The sequence below is a fragment of the Virgibacillus sp. MG-45 genome, from assembly GCF_036409425.1.
Lineage (GTDB): Bacteria > Bacillota > Bacilli > Bacillales > Amphibacillaceae > LDC-1.
On record NZ_JAXOFU010000001.1, the window covers coordinates 310,675 to 330,563 of the forward strand.

A 19,889-nucleotide genomic window follows, 5' to 3' on the forward strand; every position below is an offset into this window, starting at 1 on the left:
CCCCTTACCTTTTTTTCTCATTTAAATTATACAAGCCGATTGCAAAAAAAACAAAAAAGAGGAAACTATTCCTCTTTTTCAAGCAAACGATTTCGATGTACATATACGGCTGCCTGCGTTCGATCATGTACCTCTAGCTTCGAAAGAATATTACTTACATGCGTTTTCACCGTTTTTATTCCAATATAAAGCTGTTCGCTAATTTCTTGATTTGTCATCCCATTGCCGATACATAAAAGCACTTCCATTTCCCGGTCTGTTAGCGCGTCATGAAGTTTTTTCTTTTCTGCACGAAAGCTCGTCATCATCTTACTTGCCACCTTAGGCTCGATAACATTTTCTCCATTTGCAGCCTTTTTAATTGCAGTGACAATTTCATCAGCTGAGGAAGTTTTTAATATGTAGCTAAACGCACCTGCTTCAAGAGCTGGAAAAACCTGTTCGGCATCATAATAGCTCGTTAAAATAATTATTTTGCACTCTGGGAAGGATTCTATTACTTTCTTTGTCGCATCAATTCCTGTTCCATTGTCCATAATTAAATCCATCAATACGACATCAGGCTTTTCCCGTAAAATTAATGCTGCCCCTTCTTCCCCGCTTGTCGCCTGTCCTATCACATCAATTTCCTCATCTAGAGATAAGTATGCAATAATCCCTTTTCTAACTACCTCGTGATCATCAACAACCATTACTCGAATCATGTGCTTTTCCTCCCCTGCTTTCGTGTACACTTACTCCTCTTTAACATGGAATTCGAATATCTATATAGGTTCCTTCATCAATATTCGATTTAACTACAAAAGTTCCTCCTAGTTCTTCACTTCGTTCCCGCATTGTTTTCAATCCATACGACGTTTTTTTATCCGCATCCAAACGAATATCAAAGCCTTTTCCATCGTCTCGAATATGAATAAACAATTCATTCGAACGCTTGGCTACGTCTATTTTTACATTCGCTGCCTGTGCATGACGAAGAATATTGGATAACGATTCCTGTATGATGCGAAATACATGTTCCTCTGTCGTTGGATTTAACATTAGATTTTCCTCAATCGAAACGTAAAAAGCGATTTGACATTTTCGCTTTAATTCATCAATTAGCTTGTGAACACCTATATCTAATGGATCGCCTGACAAATGAACTGGGCGTAAATGAAGCAATAATGCACGCATTTCCGTTTGTGCCTGCAGAGCAGTAGCTGCTACTTCTTCCATTTGATTTTTTGCTAATTCGGGACGTTTATCAAATTGTTTAACCGCTGCTTCAGACATCATTGTTAACGCGAAGAGCTGTTGACTAACTGCATCGTGCAAATCACGTGCCAGCCTTTGTCTTTCTTCAATGACAGCCGTTTTGTGTGCTGACTTTGCAAATTCTGATTTTTCATCTGCCATTCGCTGTAAAGACTTTACTTGATTTTGCAATTTCATACCAAGCTCGTTTAATTCATTCCCAATTCTTGTTATCTCATCATCCTCATTAAAATGAATGCTTGATTGGTAGTTTCCGTTTGCAAACTGGGTTATTAAAACGGAAATAGAATCTAGTCGTGCTTTCATATTACCACTTGATAGAAAGCCAACGTAAAAAGATAGGAACAGACCGAGTAAGATTAAAACAGCAATAAACACAAAGATACTGGTTTTATTCAACCAAGAAGGTTCAATTAAAACGTATATGGTTAGCAGCACCGATAACAAGGTAACTGTAATTAAAAATAATCCATATAAATGAGAACGAATATAGCTATAACGTATACTATTAAGTCGTTTAATCATATCCATTTCCCCCTACACATAATCAACGCGAATGGACCCAGCCTTCAGCTTTAGGGTGAATTCTAATTTTTGTGTCGCACCTTCATAATGGGTCGTTTCAAATACAAGTGATCGGTTTATTCCATCAACTTGATTTCCGACAACATCAATATCTCCTGCTTTTACATCAGCAACCACTCGAAATTCAACGTTTTCTGGAATCAAAATATGGATATCCCCTGCAAGTGCACGGATATTAATCGGAATCTTTTTTTCTGGAATAAATGCTTTGGAAAAGTCTAAATAAAAATCTCCAGCCATTGATTTTAATGCCATCGGTTCCGCCTTCCAATTTGGTTTATTAAATTCATAGTCTCCAAATGAAAAAGAAGTGTATTTTTCATATTTGTCTTCATTTTCACTTTTGTTCGTTCCAATATAGAAATGTGGATTATTTTTTCCTTTTATAAACAGAAAGCCAAAATAAACAATTAATAATGGCCAAAGCTTGAAAACATCTTTAAAAATAAATTCAATAACTCCAAAACGGTCTAAAAAAAGTAACGTACCGAATATGAAGAGAAAGGATCCACCAATCATACTTCCACCTTTATATACAATGCTTTCAAACATCCACTTTATTCCAAATAGGATGAAAAGTATTGGATATAAATACAGCCATATCTGCTTCATATTAAATGTTGTGATACCGATATTCTCTAAAACAAGCATTATTCCTGCAATGATTAATATCAAAGCTATCAAATAACGAAAGAACCCTTTCCGCATGTCGCTCCTCCTCTCAGGATGTGAATGAGATAATTTTTTTGTTTTTTAACATATAGAGTGCCAATATCGTTACAATAATTCCACTAACGATAATAATGAGTTGAATACTTAATCCTAAAGCGAGTAGAAACGATGTACAAACATAGGATACCGGTACAAGCCCAGTAGAGACCGTCATTAAAAAGCTCATCATCCTACCAAGCATCTTTTTATCTGTTGTTTGTTGAAGCATTGTAATTAAAGGGATATTCACTATTTGGGTAGCAATCGACATCAATAGTACAATTGCTGCTGTCCATATCAGACCCGTAGAAATCCCCGTAGCTGTAAATAAAACGCCTAAAACAATTAAACTACCAACCATCGCTTTCCCTGGCTGTTTCAAGGTGATTGCTGCTAGCAAGATTGCTCCAATCATTGCTCCAATCCCCATTGAAATTTCGACAATCGCCAGACTAACAGCACTTCCTTCAAAAACATCCTTTACAATAACAGGAAGGCCAATAGAAAGTGGTCCTGCAAAGAAAAAGTTTAAGAAAAAGGCCATTGTAACGATGGCAATAACCAATTCATTTTTTCTTGCGTATTGAAAGCCTGCTTTTAAATCCTGCCACGGAGACGCCTGTGCTTCTTCTTTTTCTTCTTTTTTCACTCGGATAGCTAGTACAGACATTGAGGCGAGTAAAAGCATGACGAATGCTACAGAAAATACGCCTTTAAATCCTAACAGTGCAATTAAACTTCCTCCAATTGCAGGTCCTAAAATGGGACTTATTTGCATTGTCATTTGAATAAAGGAATTTCCACGTTGTAGCTGCTCTTTTTCTAAAATTCTCGGGGTTAACGAATTTAGCGCTGGGTAGCTAAATGCATCTGAAATCCCAAACAAGGCCGCTAAAACAATTAAGTGTATAGCTGTCACAGTGTCTAACCAAATAAATGCTAACAGTACTGCAATTAGGATTGCTCTTGAAAGATCCGAAAGAAACAGCACTGTTCGTTGATTAAATCGATCGGCAATGATTCCACCAACTGTCAAAAACAACAGCCTAGGAATCGAAGCTGCAAAAAACAACATGCCAAAGTAAAACCGATTATCATTCAACGTTAGCATGAGCCACTCCACCCCAATTAAATAGACATAATAACCAGGTGAAGATAAAAGTCCGCCAATAAATAATAGTGAAAAATTTCTATTTCGAAATAAAACGTGTTTATTTTCCTTTGCATTCTCCTTTATTGCAGTCATGGTAGACACTCCTTTTTCATTAACTACCTTTATCATACAGTGAGGTCCACCATCGCAAAACCATCCTTAGAAGGCTTTTTTCTCCGCCTTAAGACGGAGATCGAAGTCGATTTACATATTCATATAGTTGAATGAGCCCGTAGAACAATAAAAATCCAAATAAAAAGCCTGCCGCTACATCTGTTAAATAATGGACATTAATCACATAACGGCTAATTCCAATTAGAAAAATAAGTAAGGCAAAAAAGAATTGTACGCCAAAAGCAATTTTAGCTGATTTTATTTTTTTAACAATAAAATAAGAAAGAAGTCCATAACATACCATGGAAGTCATTGCATGACCAGAAGGAAAGCTGAATCCTTCAGCATTTGCTTCAACTAGGATGGTAGGTCTTTCTCGCTGTACGAGGAATTTTATTACATTATTAAGGAAGTGGCTGAGCAATGTTCCTCCTGCAAAAACAAGAGAAGGTAACCAATCACGATTCACTCCCATTAAAAGGAGGGCAACACCGATTGTAAATGGAAGAATAAACGGTCTTGATCCAAATTCAGTCATAATACGAAAAAACGTATAGATCGACGTATTCTCCATTTGAACAACAAAGGAGCGTGACCATTGATCAAGTAATGGTAGTTCACCATTGATAATTTTCACAATCCAAATACCAACCATGAATAAAGAAAATCCAAGTAAAATATAGATCATTTGTCGCTTGCGAATCATCATCTCATTCCTCCTCCATTACAACTATACCTTATTTCATGTTTGAAAAAAACAATAGTGGGAATGGTTATATAGAACTATAAAGTAAAGGTGGAATAAACTATGGACAAAGAATTAAAGAACTTAATTGACGGATTAAATGAAGATCTATCGAATGAGTATGCTGCAGCGATTCAATATACGTACAGTGCATCTGTTGTATCTGGATTGTATCGGTCGGCACTGAAGCCTTTCTTTGAAGCCGAAATTACGGATGAGTTAGAGCACGCGCTTTATTTATCCGAGAAAATCAAATCATTAGGTGGTACACCAACGACAAAGGCAGCTTCTGTTCCTCAACCTACCGATGTGAAAGAGTTACTAGAAGCTTCCCTTCAATCAGAGGTTGCAACAATTGAACGTTATGAGGCACGGAAAAAACAAGCAGAAAAGCTAGGCTACACAGAACTAGTTGTGAAACTAGAGGACCTTATTTCAGATGAAACCCATCATAAAGAAGAAATTGAACGCTTACTTGCAGACCCTAGGTTTTCTTAAATCAAAAATAAATTATTTATTCTTTATTTAAAGAGGCTGCGACAATTCAGTAGTATTTTGTCGTAGCCCCTTTACTTTTATTTCAACCTTCATACAACTCTAAAAATTGCTCCCTTTATTGTTTTAACCATGCTATAATAATTAGAATTTAACAACGGGGAGGAATTTTATGCTACACGCTATCCATCAAGCTATTGATCAAGATTTTCCAGATATGGTCAGCATCCGCAGATATTTACACCAACACCCTGAGCTTTCTTTTAAAGAATTCAAAACAGCTGCCTACATCGCTGAATTTTACGAACAGCTTGGAATACCTTATGAAACAAAGGTAGGTGGCAATGGAGTTATTGCAAAGCTAACAGGAGGAAAGCCTGGAAAGACGATTGCGCTCAGAGCTGACTTTGATGCACTTCCCATTCAAGATGAAAAAGACGTTCCCTATAAATCAACGGTTCCAGGTGTGATGCACGCATGTGGACATGATGGCCACACCGCGATTTTATTAACATTAGCAACGGTTATGAAAAAGTTTCAAGATCAGCTGCCTGGGACGATCGTATTTCTCCATCAGCATGCTGAGGAATATGCGCCAGGAGGAGCAAAGCCAATGATTGCCGCAGGAGCACTGCAAGAGGTAGATGCAGTTTTTGGTACACATCTATGGGCAACTGTCCCACTAGGCACCCTTCAAACTGCTAAAAATATCCTCATGGCAGGAGCAGATCGATTTGAAATAACGATTCAGGGACAAGGTGGACATGGTGGTTACCCACACGAAACAAAGGATGCGGTCGTTATTGGCGCGCAGCTTGTCACTCAATTACAACAGATAGTTAGTAGAAAAATCGATCCGTTGGACACTGCTGTTGTTACGATTGGTGTTTTTGAAGCTGGGAATACGTTTAATATTATTGCAGACAAAGCAAAGCTCGTAGGAACGGTCCGCTATTTAACAAAAGAAGTACAAGAAAAGATCATTGTGATGATCGAGCAAATTGTTTCAGGTACCTGTCTTGCACATGAAGCATCTTATATCTTTCATTATGAAAAAGGCTATCCCCCACTAACAAACCATGCAAGTGAGGCAGAACTTGTCATGAAAGCAGCAAAAGAAGTAACGGAGATTAATCAAATAGAAGAAGTAATTCCGGTCATGGGTGGAGAAGATTTCGCCTATTATTTAATGGAAAGACCAGGAGCATATTTTTTTACAGGGGCATTAAAAGAAGGAAACGAATACCCTCACCATCACCCGCGCTTTGATTTTGATGAACGCGCAATGCCGATTGCTGCCAAAGCATTAATTCAAGCATACTTTTCTTATCAGCAGTATAAAAGCGAATAGCAATCATCTTAAAAATCAATGCTTTTCGAATATAATAAAATGAAAGAAGTCAGGACGTTTATCTAAATTGGACAGTGACCCCATACGATTTTCCATGCTTATCTTTGGGGGCAGTCCCTATCCATCGATATGCCTGACTTTTTTCTTTATCGGTGATTTTTCCAGCTCATGCTGCCAGCTTTCTTCTTATATAAGTAGGAATGAAGGTAAAATTAAATGCCATTCCGGAAACAAATATTATGACACTTCCAGCATAAGCTTGCACGAGGACAAAAGCGAGACTAAACAAAACCGTTTGGACTGTAGCTAAAAGCAAAATCCACTTTTTTAATGCATGTTGCCGAACGCTTTGATCAAGTGGGTAAAGATCTAACCACATAATCGTTCGATGATGCTGATATAATGTCATCATTTGAAAGCTACTCATATAAATAAATAATAATGCAAGTAACACCTGCATCCAAAGATTAGGCACATAAAAGATAATGAGCGCGCCAATAACAACTAATCGGATATACATTCCTAAATAATCGCCACTTCGTACAAAGGTAAGCCGATATAAATAATCATAGGTAGAAGCTTTTTCAAAAGGAACATTTGCGATTAGACGAACGAGCCAACTTCGCTTCCGAACTCGATTTTTCAAATGCGGAACATCTGTAAACATATTCGCAAGCCGATAAAAAGCTTGCATGCGACTTTGTTCTTTCTCAATGAGAAAATCCCATGCCAATCCAGCTTGCTTTCGAGCAAGGGATAAATCATATAAAAACACGGCAACAAATAAAACAGTGGAAATCGTAGCTAATGGCATATTTCCGATAATAAGAAAATAAAAGGTGGCACCATTCAACATAAAGCGAGTAATCGTATCTATCGTACGAATGCTTTTATCTCGAATTCGTAGCATCCACCAGTTTGCCAGTAAATTCCACCCTTTAAATACTAACAAAACAAGAATCGTCATTAAATACATGCTGCCACTTCGCTCCGGATAAGCTGCAAAATATAACGGACCTAAAGCAGCACTTACAAACAAAACAATGTAAAGCTGAATAATAAAGCTATACAGAAGCACATTACGGAAGTATAGTCCCATGCGATGCTCAGCCGCGATAAGAAATACTAAATCTGGCTCTTTTAACAATGTGCGAACTGGACTATAGCTTGCAATCAAACCAAAAGCGATACCAATAATCCATGCCGCTGGAAAATCCTCTGGAAGCACAGCAAGCCATTGTTGATAATAATATGCCGCTGCTGAGATGAAAAATAACATGGCAACCGCAATATGTCCATTAAAAATATAGCGTAGATAACGACTCGTTTCTTTCATATGTGCGGAAAAACGTCGTTTAAAAAAAGCTTGTGAATCAAACATTGCCATCTTCCTTTGTCAATTGTACATATAAATCATCAAGCGTTGCTTGAGGCATTTGAAATTGTTCTCTTAACTCTTGTAACGTGCCATAAGCTCGAATTTCGCCATCGTGTAAGATGACGAAGCGATCACAATAACGTTCAGCTGTTGCCAAAATATGCGTAGACATTAGCACACCAGATCCTTTTTGCTTCATATCATCCATTAGCTTCAAATAGGACTGGATTCCAAGCGGATCTAATCCTACAAACGGCTCGTCCACAATATAAAGTGGTGGCTCAATTAAAAATGCACACATAATCATGACCTTTTGTCGCATTCCTTTGGAAAAATGAACCGGAAACCAATTAAGCTTTTTTTCCAAGCGAAACTCTTTTAGCAGTGGTGGTAATCGTTTTTCAAAGACATCCTCTGGGATATTATACGCCATCGCTGTTAATTTCAAGTGCTCATGTAAGGTTAATTCATCATAGAGAATCGGCATTTCTGGTATGTAAGCTATTTGATTTCGGTAACTAGCGGCATTTTCTTGAAATGTCTTCCCATTTACAGAAATGGTACCTTTTTTCGCCTGCATCAGACCAATAATATGTTTGATTGTTGTACTTTTTCCAGCACCATTTAGTCCAATTAATCCGACAATCTCGTTCGGATTCACTTGAAATGAAATGCCATGTAGTACGTTTTTATGTGTATAACCTCCAACAAGGTTTTCAACTTGTAATAATGGTTCCACTTTGTTTCCCCCTAGCTATTCACTTGTATCAAATTTTATCATTACTAATCAAAAAATCCAAAAGAATCCATCTTACAAAAATCGACAGGTTCAAATTTTTTTAAAAAAAGCTTGCATAAAATTATACGCAATGCTCAAACTACCTAATGAAGATCGAGGAAGGTGATTCACTTACCAGAAACGTGTAAACACAAATGAGGTGTTAGTGTTGGCGTATGAATATGCTTCACTACAGTAAAAATTCGTGTCAAACACAAATGAGGTGTTAGTGAACGGAAATCTAATGCGATAAAACTTTTTTGTCAGACATTATCTCTAGGGCAATGAGATACTGACAAAATGGTTTTTGTAACCAATGCTAAGGAGCATACGCAAATTAGCCTGTTGCAAGTCCCCAAACATTAGTTTATTCAACCACCTCCTCTTTCTTCATAAAGCAGACTGGTCCTTTTGGGCCAGTCTGTTGCTCTGTAAAAATCTTTTATCTTGGAAAGTATTAACACTATCCTTTACATCATGATGCTAATCTCATTACAATAGAAGAAACAAATAAAAAAGGAGCGAGTAATATGGCGCATGATGATTGTATTTTTTGTAAAATTATTCAAGGTGATATTCCATCTGCTAAAGTGTATGAAGATGAATTTGTGTATGCGTTTCTAGACATTAGCCAAGTAACAAAGGGACATACACTCGTTATTCCAAAAACACATGTCAAAAATATTTATGAAACTTCCGAAGAAATTGCTCGGGAGCTATTTACACGCGTACCAAAAATCGCCAATGCGATTAAAAAAGCTTATCAGCCAATCGGCATGAATTTACTAAACAACAATGAAAAGCCTGCCGACCAATCGGTTTTCCACTTACATTTGCACCTCATCCCTCGTTATGGAGAAGGAGATGGTTATTCTGCAAATTGGACTGTCCATCAAAGCGATTATTCCAGCGAAGATTTACAGCAAATTGCCAACGATATCCATCTCCAAATACAAGATTAAGTACCTGAAGCGGTATATCTATCGGTAAATAAACGTACATGCAACCACTAAATTACATGGTGAATAAATAAAGTGAACGTAATATCAGTATCAGAAAATTAATACTTTTTATTTACCGGGTTATTTGCTATAATATTACATAAGTTCCGCAGCTGACAATGAGTGTACAGTTGGGAACGAAGCTTTCCACTTCTGGAGAGCAAATTTAGAATAGCTGAGGAGAGATGAGGAGAAATGAAGACTAGAGTATTGGTGATTTTATCGTTGCTTGTAGGGATTGGAGCCGTATTACATGCTGTCGTACCACCTATTTTATTTGGGATGAAGCCGGATATGCTCCTTTCAATGATGTTTTTAGGGATTATTCTATTCCCGAAACCGAAATATGTTATTCTGCTTGCAACCGTTACTGGAATCATGTCAGCATTAACAACTAGCGTACCAGGTGGACAAATAGCAAATGTCATTGATAAGCCTGTTACAGCATTCTTATTTTTAGCAGTTTATTTAATTTTCGGCAAACGATTCAATGAAAATATTAGTGTTCCAATACTAACTGCCATTGGAACGATTATAAGTGGGACTGTATTCTTAAGTGTCGCACTGTATATTGTTGGATTAATGGAAGGCGGGTTTCTTGCCCTCTTTATCGGGATTGTTCTACCAGCTGCATTGGTAAATACGCTTGTTATGATTGTCATTTATCCAATTGTTACTAGTATTCTAAAAAGAACACAGCCGATCACGACATCCTAAATCCATTTAAATATTTCACATATCCTCTGGCAGAACTATTTGTCCGGGGATTTTTTTCTCCAAACAATATATAATGGAAGTAGAGCCTGTGCGCATACTTATAATTTAAAAATATTAAAAGCATACATCTATATGCGCCCCTTAATTTCTAACGTTTTTTTAAAAACAGGTTTCATAGACCAGGAAATAAAGGTAAAGATAAAAGAACGGGAAAGGAGCGGTTTTATGTCTAAAGGAAAATCATTATTGCTAGGATTCTTTGTTGGAGGCGCAGTTAGTGCGACGGCGACTCTTTTGAGTACACCTACATCCGGAAGAGAATTACGACACAATGTAAAGCAGCAAGGACAGGATTTAATGGAACTACTCGATAACTTAAAACGAGATGGACTACGTTTAAAAAAACAAATCACGGAAACCTCTAAAGAAGGTGCAGCACTAATTAAAGATTTAACAAAGGAAATGAAAACTTCTGTTGAAGAATGGAAGGCTTCTGTGGAGCCGCACCAAGCAAAAATCCATGAATATCTGGAGCAAATTGAATCCAGCTTAAAAGATTTAGAAGAAAAAGTGAAATCTAAATAGAAGAAAAAAAGCAGACAATTCATGTCTGCTTTTTTTCTTGGAATAAAGATTTTATTCGGAAAATTATTAGTAAATCTGTAGATCAACTAGCTTCAATCCGCTTATTTTTTAGCCTCTAAATCTTCGATGGAATCAATATCCATGTAAGCTGGAACAACTAATCCGATTTTAGCACCCTTCAGATTCTCACCTAGGTCATCAAATTTATCTTGATACTGATCATAAAATTTCTTATGTGTAACAGGAAGCCAGGCTGCCAATGTTGCATCTCCGTCTCCATTTGCAATTGATTCAAAGACAACCGCTACATCAACTGGGGTAATTTCTACTTCAAAACCTTTTTGCTCCATCACATGTTTTAGCACATTAGAAGATGATCGTTCAGAATCCCAAGGGGTAGACACAAGCGTTACCTTAACACCATCAACGTCCTCTACACCTTCTACCCAGGCTGCTACTTTTTCAGGATTGTCGGCTACCCAACGCTTTGCTACTTCAGCAATGTCATCCCCTGTATCCTTTGATTCATACATGATACTTTCCATGTCTTCTACATCCCAATGAAATTGATCGATGAGCTTATAAGCGTTCGGTTTATCTTCCTTTAAACCTTTTCTTGCGAGAGATGCAATTATTTCCTCGCCACCATAAATTTCCTTTGGATCCTCAAGATATTTCATATCGGGATATTTTGCAAATGTCCAATGTGGATTCCAGCCAGTGATGATAATTGGCTCCTCTTTAGCAATTGCCTTATCTAATTCAGCTGCCATGGCCGCTGTTGAGGACTGCTCTAATGTCCACCCTTTTAATGCATCATATTCCTTAATCGCTGTTTCTGTTGTAGCTGTAATCCCTGCCCCTGGTTCAATTCCTGTAATGGTGTAATCCACTGCATCACTAATGCTTTGTTCTTCATTCGATCCCGCTTCGTCTTCTGAGCCGCACCCAGTAATCATTAGCGTGAAAACGATCCCAAGTAATAAGTAAAATATCGCGCGTAACCTCTTTTTAGCAATCATAGTGTTTAACATCGCTCCTTTTTATAAATGAATGAAAGAAAAGGCTAGCATCCGAAGATTACCAGCCTTTTCATATAACTTTACTTCGCTGGTTCCAAATCCTCTATAGAATCAATATCCATATAGGAAGGAACAACAAGTCCAATCTTTGCACCTTCTAGATTTTCTCCAAGGTTAACAAGCTGATCCTTATATTCTTCATATAGGTCACCATGTGTAGCTGGAAGCCAGGCAGCTACCATACCATCTGCCTCGCTATTAGCTACCGCCTGCCACATAATCGCATTATCTAGTGGAGTTAATGTAACGTTATAACCGAGATCTTCTAACACCTTCCCTACAACATGAGTAGAAGAGATTTCAGAATCCCACTCAACATATACAAGCTCAATTTCTTTACCATCTACTTCTTCTACGCCCTCAGTCCATTCTGCAACTTTATCGGCATTATCCTTTACCCAAGCTGCTGCTGCTTCTGCAGGCTTAGCTCCATCTTGAATTTCAAGCATAACCGTTTCCATGTCTTCTGTTGTCCAATTAAATTGGTCAAGCAGCTTATAGGCATTTGGCATGTCTTTTTCAAATCCTTCACGAACCATCGTATTGATTGTTTCGGCTTCTCCAAATACACCCTTAGGATCTTCTAGATATTTAAGATCATATTTTGCGAATTTCCAATGTGGTGTCCAACCAGTAACAACAATTGGTTCTTCCTTCGAAATAGCTTCACCTAATGCTGTTGCCATCGCACCACTTGAGGATGCTTGAACTTCCCAGCCTTTAAGGTTATCATATTCTTCTGTTGCGTTCTCAGCCGCTTTAAATACACCAGCACCTGCTTCAATACCTGTAATAGAATAGTTCATTTCTTCGCCATAATTTACGTCACCGCTATTGTCAGACGAACCTTCTTTTGAATCATCCGATCCACAACCTGCAGCAACTAATGTTAACGAAAGTCCCAAAGCAATTCCGAGACGTTTCCAATTCTGTTTAAACATCATGTAAAATAACTCCCCTTTAAATTTTTTTATTTATATGGAAACTTTTCTTATGAAAAGATACCAACAATTATTCGTCTTTCTTTTCATTTGCACTTTGTGTAAAGCGATCAATAATAATCGCTAAAATAACAATTCCAATTCCTGCTACAAATCCAGTACCAACCTCTGCACGTTGTAAAGCAGATAATACTTCACGGCCTAGTCCTGGAGCTCCAATCATTGATGCAATAACTACCATTGATAGTGCAAGCATAACGGTTTGGTTAATTCCAGCCATTATCGTTGATTTCGCCATTGGAAGCTCTACTTTAAATAATTTTTGCATACCTGTGCTACCAAATGCTTCGGATGCTTCTACTAATTCTTTTGATACTTGGCGGATTCCTAAATTCGTAAAACGAACTGTTGGTGGTGTTGCAAAAATAAGTGAAGCGAATACACCTGGAACCATGCCAATCCCGAAAAATGCTACTGCTGGAATCAAATAGACAAATGCAGGCATCGTCTGCATAAAATCAAGTATTGGCTTTATAATCGCTTCTGCAATTCTACTTTTCGACATTAGTATCCCTACTGGAACACCGATAATGACAGAAAGTAAACTTGCAAGCAATACGAGCGTGAAGGTATCCATTAAGTGCTCCCAAAGTCCTTGATTGTATACAAGCCATAGTCCAACAAAGGAAAATACTGCTAATCCAAGTTTTTTTCCTGTTATAAAAAATGCAATTAATGCAACGACAAGCATAATGATCAGTGGTGGCACAAGCATCAAATTGTCTGATACAAACTCCATGAAGTTTCCAAAGTGTTCCTTAATTGGTTCGAATAAAAATGCAAATGTATCGGTAATATCTTTTGTAAATTCTTTTGTCCAATCTGCTATTGGTATTTCGGGAATAAAATCAAGTAATTTATCAAGCATTGTCCAAATTCACCTCACTATCTCCGGCAAGTGCAGCAATTACCGCCCCACGGACAATAATTCCCGCCAGTTTTTCATCTTCTACAACAGCTACCGGAATCGGTGAACCATTAATAATATTGAAGATTTCATTCATAGATGTATCTTTTTCAACACGCTTAATATCTGTTCGTAATATAGCATGTAAATCACGTGTATCTTCTTTTTTTGCAGATGATGCATCATCTGCCGTAACATATCCTTTTAAATTACGTTTACTATCGACTACAAGAATGCTAGAAATCCCTTCTTCGCGCATTCTTTCTAAAGCAACTCTAGGACCATGTCTTTCAATATTAATTGTTTCTGGACGCTTCATAATATGGGATGCTGTTAAAATCTTAGATCGATCTACATCCTCTACAAATTTTTCTACATAGTCATTTGCAGGGTTCACGAGAATTTCTTCTGGTGTTCCAATTTGCACGATCGAGCCATCCTTCATTAATGCAATACGATCTCCAAGACGCAATGCTTCGTCTAAATCATGTGTAATAAAAATAATCGTTTTCTTCATCGTTGCTTGCAAATCAATCAGTTCATCCTGCATTTCCTTCCGTATTAGTGGATCTAATGCTGAAAATGCTTCATCCATTAACAATACTTCGGGATCATTTGCTAATGCACGAGCGAGACCAACACGCTGTTGCATACCACCAGATAGCTGATCCGGCTTTTGCTCAAGATATCCCCCAAGTCCAACCATTTGCAATGCTTCTGTTGCCTTTTCTTGTCTTTCTTCCTTCGGCACATTTTGAATCTCAAGTCCAAATTCTGCATTCTCTAGAATCGAACGATGTGGGAATAATGCAAAGCGTTGAAACACCATGCTCATTTTTTTACGGCGAACATTGCGCAAATCTTTCTTATCCATATTTGATAAGTCTTCACCATCAATAAGAATGCTTCCCTCTGTTGGCTCAATTAAACGATTCAGCAATCGTACCAACGTGGATTTCCCACTTCCAGAAAGCCCCATAATAACAAATATTTCTCCTGCTTCAACAGAAAAAGAGGCACGATTGACACCAACCGTGTTTCCGGTTTGTTTTAATATTTCATTTTTGGATAAACCCTGATCAAGCAGCTTTAATGCTTGCTTCGGATTTTTCCCAAAAACCTTCGATAAGTTTTTCGCTTCTATAATCGGCACGTTTTCACTCCTTACTCATATTCTTCTAATAATTATTATCGTTGTAATTTCCGATCTTCGTTCAACAGAAATATAATTCCTCTTTACTAGGATAAAAGTTTGATAGATTTTTGATCGAACGTCGGTTAGCTTACCTCTATAACTATATATGGTTTCCCACACACAACACAAACTTTATATTTCGTTAATTTTGTTTGTATTTTTTGTACAGTTTATTCTGTACGAACTTAAACAGTGCTTTTCTTTTAAATACTCTCATTTACTTTAAAATACATAGTAAATGTATGTTTCCAATTAATTTCAATTTAGTGTAACCTTTATATAGCAATGTTTTAGGAGGATTTTATGGCTGACAACAAGGAAGCAATCATACGTCGAATTATGATCGAGTTTTCGAAGACAATCGAAATGTTTGATTTAAATCCATTAGAGGCACGGCTATTTGCACATTTATATTTAGCAGAAAAACCAATGACACTTGACGAAATGAGTGAAGCACTTGGTAAAAGTAAAACGGCAATGAGTACAAACATACGAAGCTTGTCTGAGCTAAACCTTGTTACAAGAGTCTGGAAAAAAGGCGTTCGCAAGGATTTATATCAGGCAAATAGACAGCTGTTTAAGCTATTTACTACCTCCTATATGAATAAATGGATAGATGCCGCAGCCCATCAACGAGATACAATAAAAGAAATAGAAAATGAAGCGATAAAACAACTAGATGAGACGCCGAATGACCGAGAACTAAAAAAACTAGAAGAACAGTTATCTAGCATTTTAGTCTTTCATGAAGAGGTTGTAGCGTTTTTTCGAAATAAAAAATGAGGCTGAGACAATTCTAAAACAAGTTACTTAAAAGACGAACAATAAGATACGAAGGTAATCTAAGTGTAGTCAAAATACAGAGACTCCTGCGGGAACAGCAACAGGGGAACGCAGACTAAAACCGCTACATCCTGTAGCAACGTCTGCACTAGTACTTCCTGTACGTCGAAAGATCCACTTGGTAAAGGCTTTTTCTTTACCAAGTTAGCTGAGGCCGTGCTGCGGAAAAGAAGACATTACGAAAGTTATTTTGAGCAGAAGTCGCGCTTGTGCCTGTGGTGATAGGGAGTATTTTGACGAAGCGATGATAAAGGCTGTTTTTGATACAAATAATCCGAACTGATTCGAGTGAATCGTTCGGATTTTACTATGCACAAAATACTTTTGTCCAGTTTCATTCTTCATATACCCATCTTCTGGAAAAGCTTCATTCAGACTCTGACTCTAATATATGTATAAAAGTAGTCATTAATTGTGGGAAGTAACCTTCTTTCTTTAAAGCATAAATCGTTGCTGTTGGTTCAAACGGCAGCTGTAACATTCCCGCAAAGTGAATAAGCAGTGAGGTGTAATCTAACAACCCTTCCTCTTTCTGTATTTCAAACTGCTGATTTAGCTTCTCTAACAATAGAAAAACATCATCATACGCTTCTTTTGTTATATTCATATCAATAATCATTTTCGTAAAAGGATATTTATTTATGTCGATTATTTGGGAAATTAACTGCAATTGAAAAGCGGTAGTTATTTCTTTATTATCTTCCTCCATTAATAGCCCTCCCAATGCTTCTTTTGTTTCATACGATAATGTGAAGAATTCCGCTTTTAAAAAACCTATTTTTTGTCAAATTTATGACTATCAAAAACATCCGCATATCCGCGTCTTTTCTAGGCAAACAGCCGTTTTTTTACATGTAGCTAAAAAAAGAAAACAACGACGCGATTTATCAACGGAAAAAAACTATAAAAAAGGTATTGATTTTTATGCTTAAACATACTATTATCGTTAAGTATTTCCATCCATTAAAAATAAGGGGTGACCTAGTATGAATTGCTGGAAATCAATCAATTTTAATAAAGAATTTGGTATGAAGCGACTTTATTTTATGTCATTTTTAATCGGGCTTATTGCATTTATCCTCTTATATGTTCCAGCATCCATTGCTCATGATGGTCATCATGCAAAAGAGTCTGGTATGTTTGCTTTTATGGTTGCATTGGTTATGCTACCATCGCTTCATTCCTTTATGCATGTAATACCGATTCTTGCAATAAACAAACGCGCAAAATTAAAATACAAAACAAGAAGCAAGCTTTTTCCTATCTTTACTTATTATACTGATTCACACTTAACAAAGAAAGTATCCTTGATTGTTGCTTTGGCACCCACTTTTTTTATAACGATGCCTGGTATTTTTGCAAGCTATATATTTCCAAACTATTACGCATACATTTTACTTTTCACATGTACTAATATCGGTATTTCTTTTGTTGACTTTCTCTATGTAAGTCATATTATTAGAGCTCCTAAAAAGTCGTTTATTGAAAGTGGAAACGATGGATTTGATATATTACTGGAAGCAAATAATAGTCCACATACTCCCTCTCCTTCATATGAACTCGATTAACGAATCTATTAGAAGGGGAAGCACTGGATTAAAAATAAATAAAAATCAAAAATACGGACACCTTTTTAGGGTCCGTATTTTTATTGTTTCATTTGTACCGTAATTTTTAAGCATGGGCTTGTCTTGAAAAGCAATGTTCTATTTTTTCCTGTTCTTTCTTATTGCCTGGAATCATGGATACAATCACGAGCATAGCAATGATGAGCAATAATAACACAAATAATGGTCCTTTATATGGATGAAAATGATCCACTGTAAACCCGATAAACACTGGTCCGAGTGCGCCAATCATGAAGCCACCAAATTGCATCATTGCTGACCATGAGGTTGCTTCTTCTACCGACTTTGATTCTTCAATTGGGATAAGGAGCGCAAGTGGAAACAGTCCACCGGCACCTACTCCAATAAACACTGTGGCAACCCACGGAGAAAAATGAAGTAGTAGCAAAACAACCCCAATTAATTCTGAAAAGCCACAAAAAAGCAACCATTTTTTTCGATTTCCTCGTTTACTTACGATTGTTGGAATAATAAAGCTTACCGGAACCTGAATAATTGCAAACAAGGTAAGCACCCAACCTGAAAAGGTATGGCTATAACCCATTGCCTTGATTATTGGTGCCAACCAAGCAGTAATCGAAAAGAAAATTGCAGCCATACATCCAAAGAAAAACATCGATAAATATACATGTTTATTCGGTTTTTTCATTGGTGGAACAGTCGTAGAAGCAACTGTTGTATCCTGTGCGCGCTTTTTCAATATAGGAATAAGTAAAAGTGTTGCAATCAGTCCGAGTATACTCCAAAAGCTTAATGCCGCTTGCCACGAATGATCAATCCGTTCAAAAAGCGGAGCGGTAAAGCTTGAGCCAATAGACGCTCCAATGACAATAGAAACAGAATAAATACCCGTAACTGTACTATTTCCGGGAAAATATTTCTTAATGAATCCGGAAACTAGCGGACCTGCAATCGCAATCCCAATACCAGCGACAAATGAAGTGGCTATTAGTATACCTCCATTCGCTGTAAAAGCACGCAAAAAAGTAGAAACAAAGATAAATATCATCGCGACAAACAATGCTCGTTCCGTTCCTAATCGTTTGCCAAGCTTAACGGCGATTAATGCAAACAACCCCATTACAAATACGGGAAGTGTCGTTAATAAACTAACGGCAACCCCTGACATGCCTAAATCCACTTTAATAATATCAAGTAACGGACCAACAGAAGTTATAGCTGGTCGCAAATTTATAGAAATAAAAAATAACACGAGTACAAAATAAAAATAATTCACGTACACTCTCTCCTTCCTTGTTACTCCTTGATTTAAGTGTAATCCGAATGCTATAATAGTTCAATACTATATTTTCTATGATAACAATAGATAAAAACTATCATTTAGGAGTAGATCACATGGAAATCCGACAGCTTCAATACTTTTTAACTTTATGTAAAGAGCTTCATTTTTCTGAAGCTGCATTTAAACTAGGGATATCTCAGCCAACGTTGAGCCAGCAAATACGTGTATTAGAAGATGAATTAGGAACCCCACTCTTTGATAGAATTGGAAAAAAAACCGTTAAAACAGAAGCAGGGACGATACTAGAGCATTACGCACACGAAGTAGTTCAAAAGCTCGACAATGCAAAAGAAGCCATTGCCGATCTTACCCAATTAAATACCGGACATTTACGTATTGCTGTCTTACCTTCTGATTTAGATTACCGCTTATCCAAACTATTAATCGATTTTCATAAAGAATTTCCACGAACAAAGGTGCAAGTCATCCCATCTGTAGAAATATTAAATATGGTATTAGAAAACGAAGTTGATTTTGGTGTTGGCTTAGCTACAAAGCCTGATAAACGTATTCAATGTACTTCTTTTTACACAGAATCTTATAGCCTTTATGTTCATAATAAACATCCATTAACAGCGCGAAATGTGATTACTCCAAAAGAATTAAAGAAGCTGCCACTTGTATTGTATCCAAAAGGCTTTTACGGTCGCGATATGATTGATGATTGGTGTGAAAATCAGAACCTAACCATCCATACCATCATGGAAACCGGATCAGCAACCTCCCTATTTCAGCTAGTGCAAGAAGGTGTAGGGGCAACGATCCAACCAAGTCGACTAATTGAGCGCTTCGAATCTTTAGGCATTCAGGCTATTCCATTAAAGGATGCACCAATTCGAGATCTAGAAATAATTTATCGACGGGATAAATATTTAAGTAATGCAGCAAAAGCATTTATGGAGCGACTAGAAAAGTATTTTCAAACATCGGTATAAATATTTTCTCACTGAAACTTTCCCTATATAAAGCGAAACTTTAAACGGTGGGGATTTCTTTCAACCCCACTCATTTTTAGTAGGAGAATTTTTTTTACAAAAGCTTCATTTCAAGATAAAATCAT

General features: G+C 37.1%; 21 protein-coding genes. 8 read left to right on the forward strand and 13 right to left on the reverse strand.

Annotated elements, in window-relative coordinates:
• Positions 1-65 precede the first annotated feature (65 nt).
• The 5 genes from SPK86_RS01675 to SPK86_RS01695 all read right to left on the reverse strand — a co-directional run bounded on the left by SPK86_RS01675 (position 66) and on the right by SPK86_RS01695 (position 4,529).
• Entirely contained in the window at positions 66-704 is a 639-nt protein-coding gene (locus SPK86_RS01675; RefSeq protein WP_330948550.1) for a response regulator transcription factor, read from the reverse strand.
• Between the two features lie 40 nt (positions 705-744).
• Positions 745-1,782, reverse strand: coding sequence for a sensor histidine kinase (locus SPK86_RS01680; protein WP_284139480.1), 1,038 nt, complete (start codon positions 1,780-1,782; stop codon positions 745-747).
• 12 nt (positions 1,783-1,794) lie between these two features.
• Positions 1,795-2,550: a cell wall-active antibiotics response protein LiaF gene (gene liaF / locus SPK86_RS01685; protein ID WP_330948551.1), complete on the reverse strand. Its 756-nt coding sequence runs from the start codon at positions 2,548-2,550 to the stop codon at positions 1,795-1,797.
• A gap of 13 nt (positions 2,551-2,563) precedes the next feature.
• Positions 2,564-3,799 carry an MFS transporter gene (locus tag SPK86_RS01690; RefSeq protein ID WP_284139482.1) on the reverse strand — a complete coding sequence of 412 codons (1,236 nt, stop codon included), beginning with the start codon at positions 3,797-3,799 and terminating at the stop codon, positions 2,564-2,566.
• A gap of 88 nt (positions 3,800-3,887) precedes the next feature.
• Entirely contained in the window at positions 3,888-4,529 is a 642-nt protein-coding gene (locus SPK86_RS01695; RefSeq protein ID WP_284139483.1) for a phosphatase PAP2 family protein, read from the reverse strand.
• 99 nt (positions 4,530-4,628) lie between these two features.
• Between SPK86_RS01695 and SPK86_RS01700 the strand changes: the two genes are divergently transcribed.
• Together SPK86_RS01700 and SPK86_RS01705 are read left to right on the forward strand one after the other, a co-directional pair.
• Entirely contained in the window at positions 4,629-5,063 is a 435-nt protein-coding gene (locus tag SPK86_RS01700; RefSeq protein WP_284139484.1) for a ferritin-like domain-containing protein, read from the forward strand.
• Between the two features lie 169 nt (positions 5,064-5,232).
• A complete protein-coding gene (locus tag SPK86_RS01705) occupies positions 5,233-6,411 on the forward strand; it encodes a M20 family metallopeptidase (RefSeq protein ID WP_330948552.1) in 1,179 nt (392 codons plus the stop codon).
• A 166-nt stretch (positions 6,412-6,577) separates the two neighbouring features.
• Here the strand turns inward: SPK86_RS01705 and SPK86_RS01710 are convergent, their stop codons facing one another.
• Positions 6,578-7,792: an ABC transporter permease gene (locus tag SPK86_RS01710; protein WP_284139486.1), complete on the reverse strand. Its 1,215-nt coding sequence runs from the start codon at positions 7,790-7,792 to the stop codon at positions 6,578-6,580.
• Positions 7,785-8,528, reverse strand: coding sequence for an ABC transporter ATP-binding protein (locus tag SPK86_RS01715; RefSeq protein WP_284139487.1), 744 nt, complete (start codon positions 8,526-8,528; stop codon positions 7,785-7,787). The genes SPK86_RS01710 and SPK86_RS01715 overlap by 8 nt, the downstream gene beginning before the upstream one ends.
• A gap of 569 nt (positions 8,529-9,097) precedes the next feature.
• On the opposite strand from SPK86_RS01715, the gene SPK86_RS01720 reads away from it, so the two are divergent.
• From SPK86_RS01720 to SPK86_RS01730, 3 genes are all read left to right on the forward strand, one after another.
• Entirely contained in the window at positions 9,098-9,529 is a 432-nt protein-coding gene (locus SPK86_RS01720) for an HIT family protein (RefSeq protein WP_284139488.1), read from the forward strand.
• 234 nt (positions 9,530-9,763) lie between these two features.
• On the forward strand, positions 9,764-10,285 hold the full coding sequence (locus tag SPK86_RS01725; protein ID WP_284139489.1) for a tryptophan transporter: 522 nt from the start codon (positions 9,764-9,766) through the stop codon (positions 10,283-10,285).
• A gap of 225 nt (positions 10,286-10,510) precedes the next feature.
• Positions 10,511-10,870, forward strand: a complete 360-nt coding sequence (locus tag SPK86_RS01730) for a YtxH domain-containing protein (protein ID WP_284139490.1) — start codon at positions 10,511-10,513, stop codon at positions 10,868-10,870.
• Between the two features lie 101 nt (positions 10,871-10,971).
• On the opposite strand, the gene SPK86_RS01735 is transcribed toward SPK86_RS01730, so the two are convergent.
• The 4 genes from SPK86_RS01735 to SPK86_RS01750 form a co-directional block, all read right to left on the reverse strand.
• Positions 10,972-11,904, reverse strand: a complete 933-nt coding sequence (locus tag SPK86_RS01735; protein ID WP_284139491.1) for a glycine betaine ABC transporter substrate-binding protein — start codon at positions 11,902-11,904, stop codon at positions 10,972-10,974.
• A gap of 68 nt (positions 11,905-11,972) precedes the next feature.
• Entirely contained in the window at positions 11,973-12,893 is a 921-nt protein-coding gene (locus SPK86_RS01740) for a glycine betaine ABC transporter substrate-binding protein (RefSeq protein ID WP_284139645.1), read from the reverse strand.
• Positions 12,894-12,963: 70 nt separating this feature from the next.
• Positions 12,964-13,821, reverse strand: coding sequence for an ABC transporter permease (locus SPK86_RS01745; protein WP_284139492.1), 858 nt, complete (start codon positions 13,819-13,821; stop codon positions 12,964-12,966).
• Positions 13,814-15,013, reverse strand: a complete 1,200-nt coding sequence (locus SPK86_RS01750) for a quaternary amine ABC transporter ATP-binding protein (RefSeq protein ID WP_284139493.1) — start codon at positions 15,011-15,013, stop codon at positions 13,814-13,816. Before SPK86_RS01750 ends, SPK86_RS01745 begins: the two co-directional genes overlap by 8 nt.
• Before the next feature lie 345 nt (positions 15,014-15,358).
• On the opposite strand from SPK86_RS01750, the gene SPK86_RS01755 reads away from it, so the two are divergent.
• Positions 15,359-15,838 carry a GbsR/MarR family transcriptional regulator gene (locus SPK86_RS01755; protein WP_284139494.1) on the forward strand — a complete coding sequence of 160 codons (480 nt, stop codon included), beginning with the start codon at positions 15,359-15,361 and terminating at the stop codon, positions 15,836-15,838.
• Positions 15,839-16,265: 427 nt separating this feature from the next.
• Here the strand turns inward: SPK86_RS01755 and SPK86_RS01760 are convergent, their stop codons facing one another.
• A complete protein-coding gene (locus tag SPK86_RS01760) occupies positions 16,266-16,607 on the reverse strand; it encodes a DUF1878 family protein (protein ID WP_330948553.1) in 342 nt (113 codons plus the stop codon).
• Positions 16,608-16,884: 277 nt separating this feature from the next.
• Here SPK86_RS01760 and SPK86_RS01765 point away from each other — a divergent pair, with 277 nt between their 5' ends.
• Positions 16,885-17,466 carry a DUF3267 domain-containing protein gene (locus SPK86_RS01765; protein ID WP_330948554.1) on the forward strand — a complete coding sequence of 194 codons (582 nt, stop codon included), beginning with the start codon at positions 16,885-16,887 and terminating at the stop codon, positions 17,464-17,466.
• A gap of 106 nt (positions 17,467-17,572) precedes the next feature.
• On the opposite strand, the gene SPK86_RS01770 is transcribed toward SPK86_RS01765, so the two are convergent.
• Positions 17,573-18,763: an MFS transporter gene (locus tag SPK86_RS01770; RefSeq protein WP_284139498.1), complete on the reverse strand. Its 1,191-nt coding sequence runs from the start codon at positions 18,761-18,763 to the stop codon at positions 17,573-17,575.
• A gap of 119 nt (positions 18,764-18,882) precedes the next feature.
• On the opposite strand from SPK86_RS01770, the gene SPK86_RS01775 reads away from it, so the two are divergent.
• Entirely contained in the window at positions 18,883-19,764 is an 882-nt protein-coding gene (locus SPK86_RS01775; protein WP_284139499.1) for a LysR family transcriptional regulator, read from the forward strand.
• The last annotated feature ends 125 nt before the right edge of the window (positions 19,765-19,889 follow it).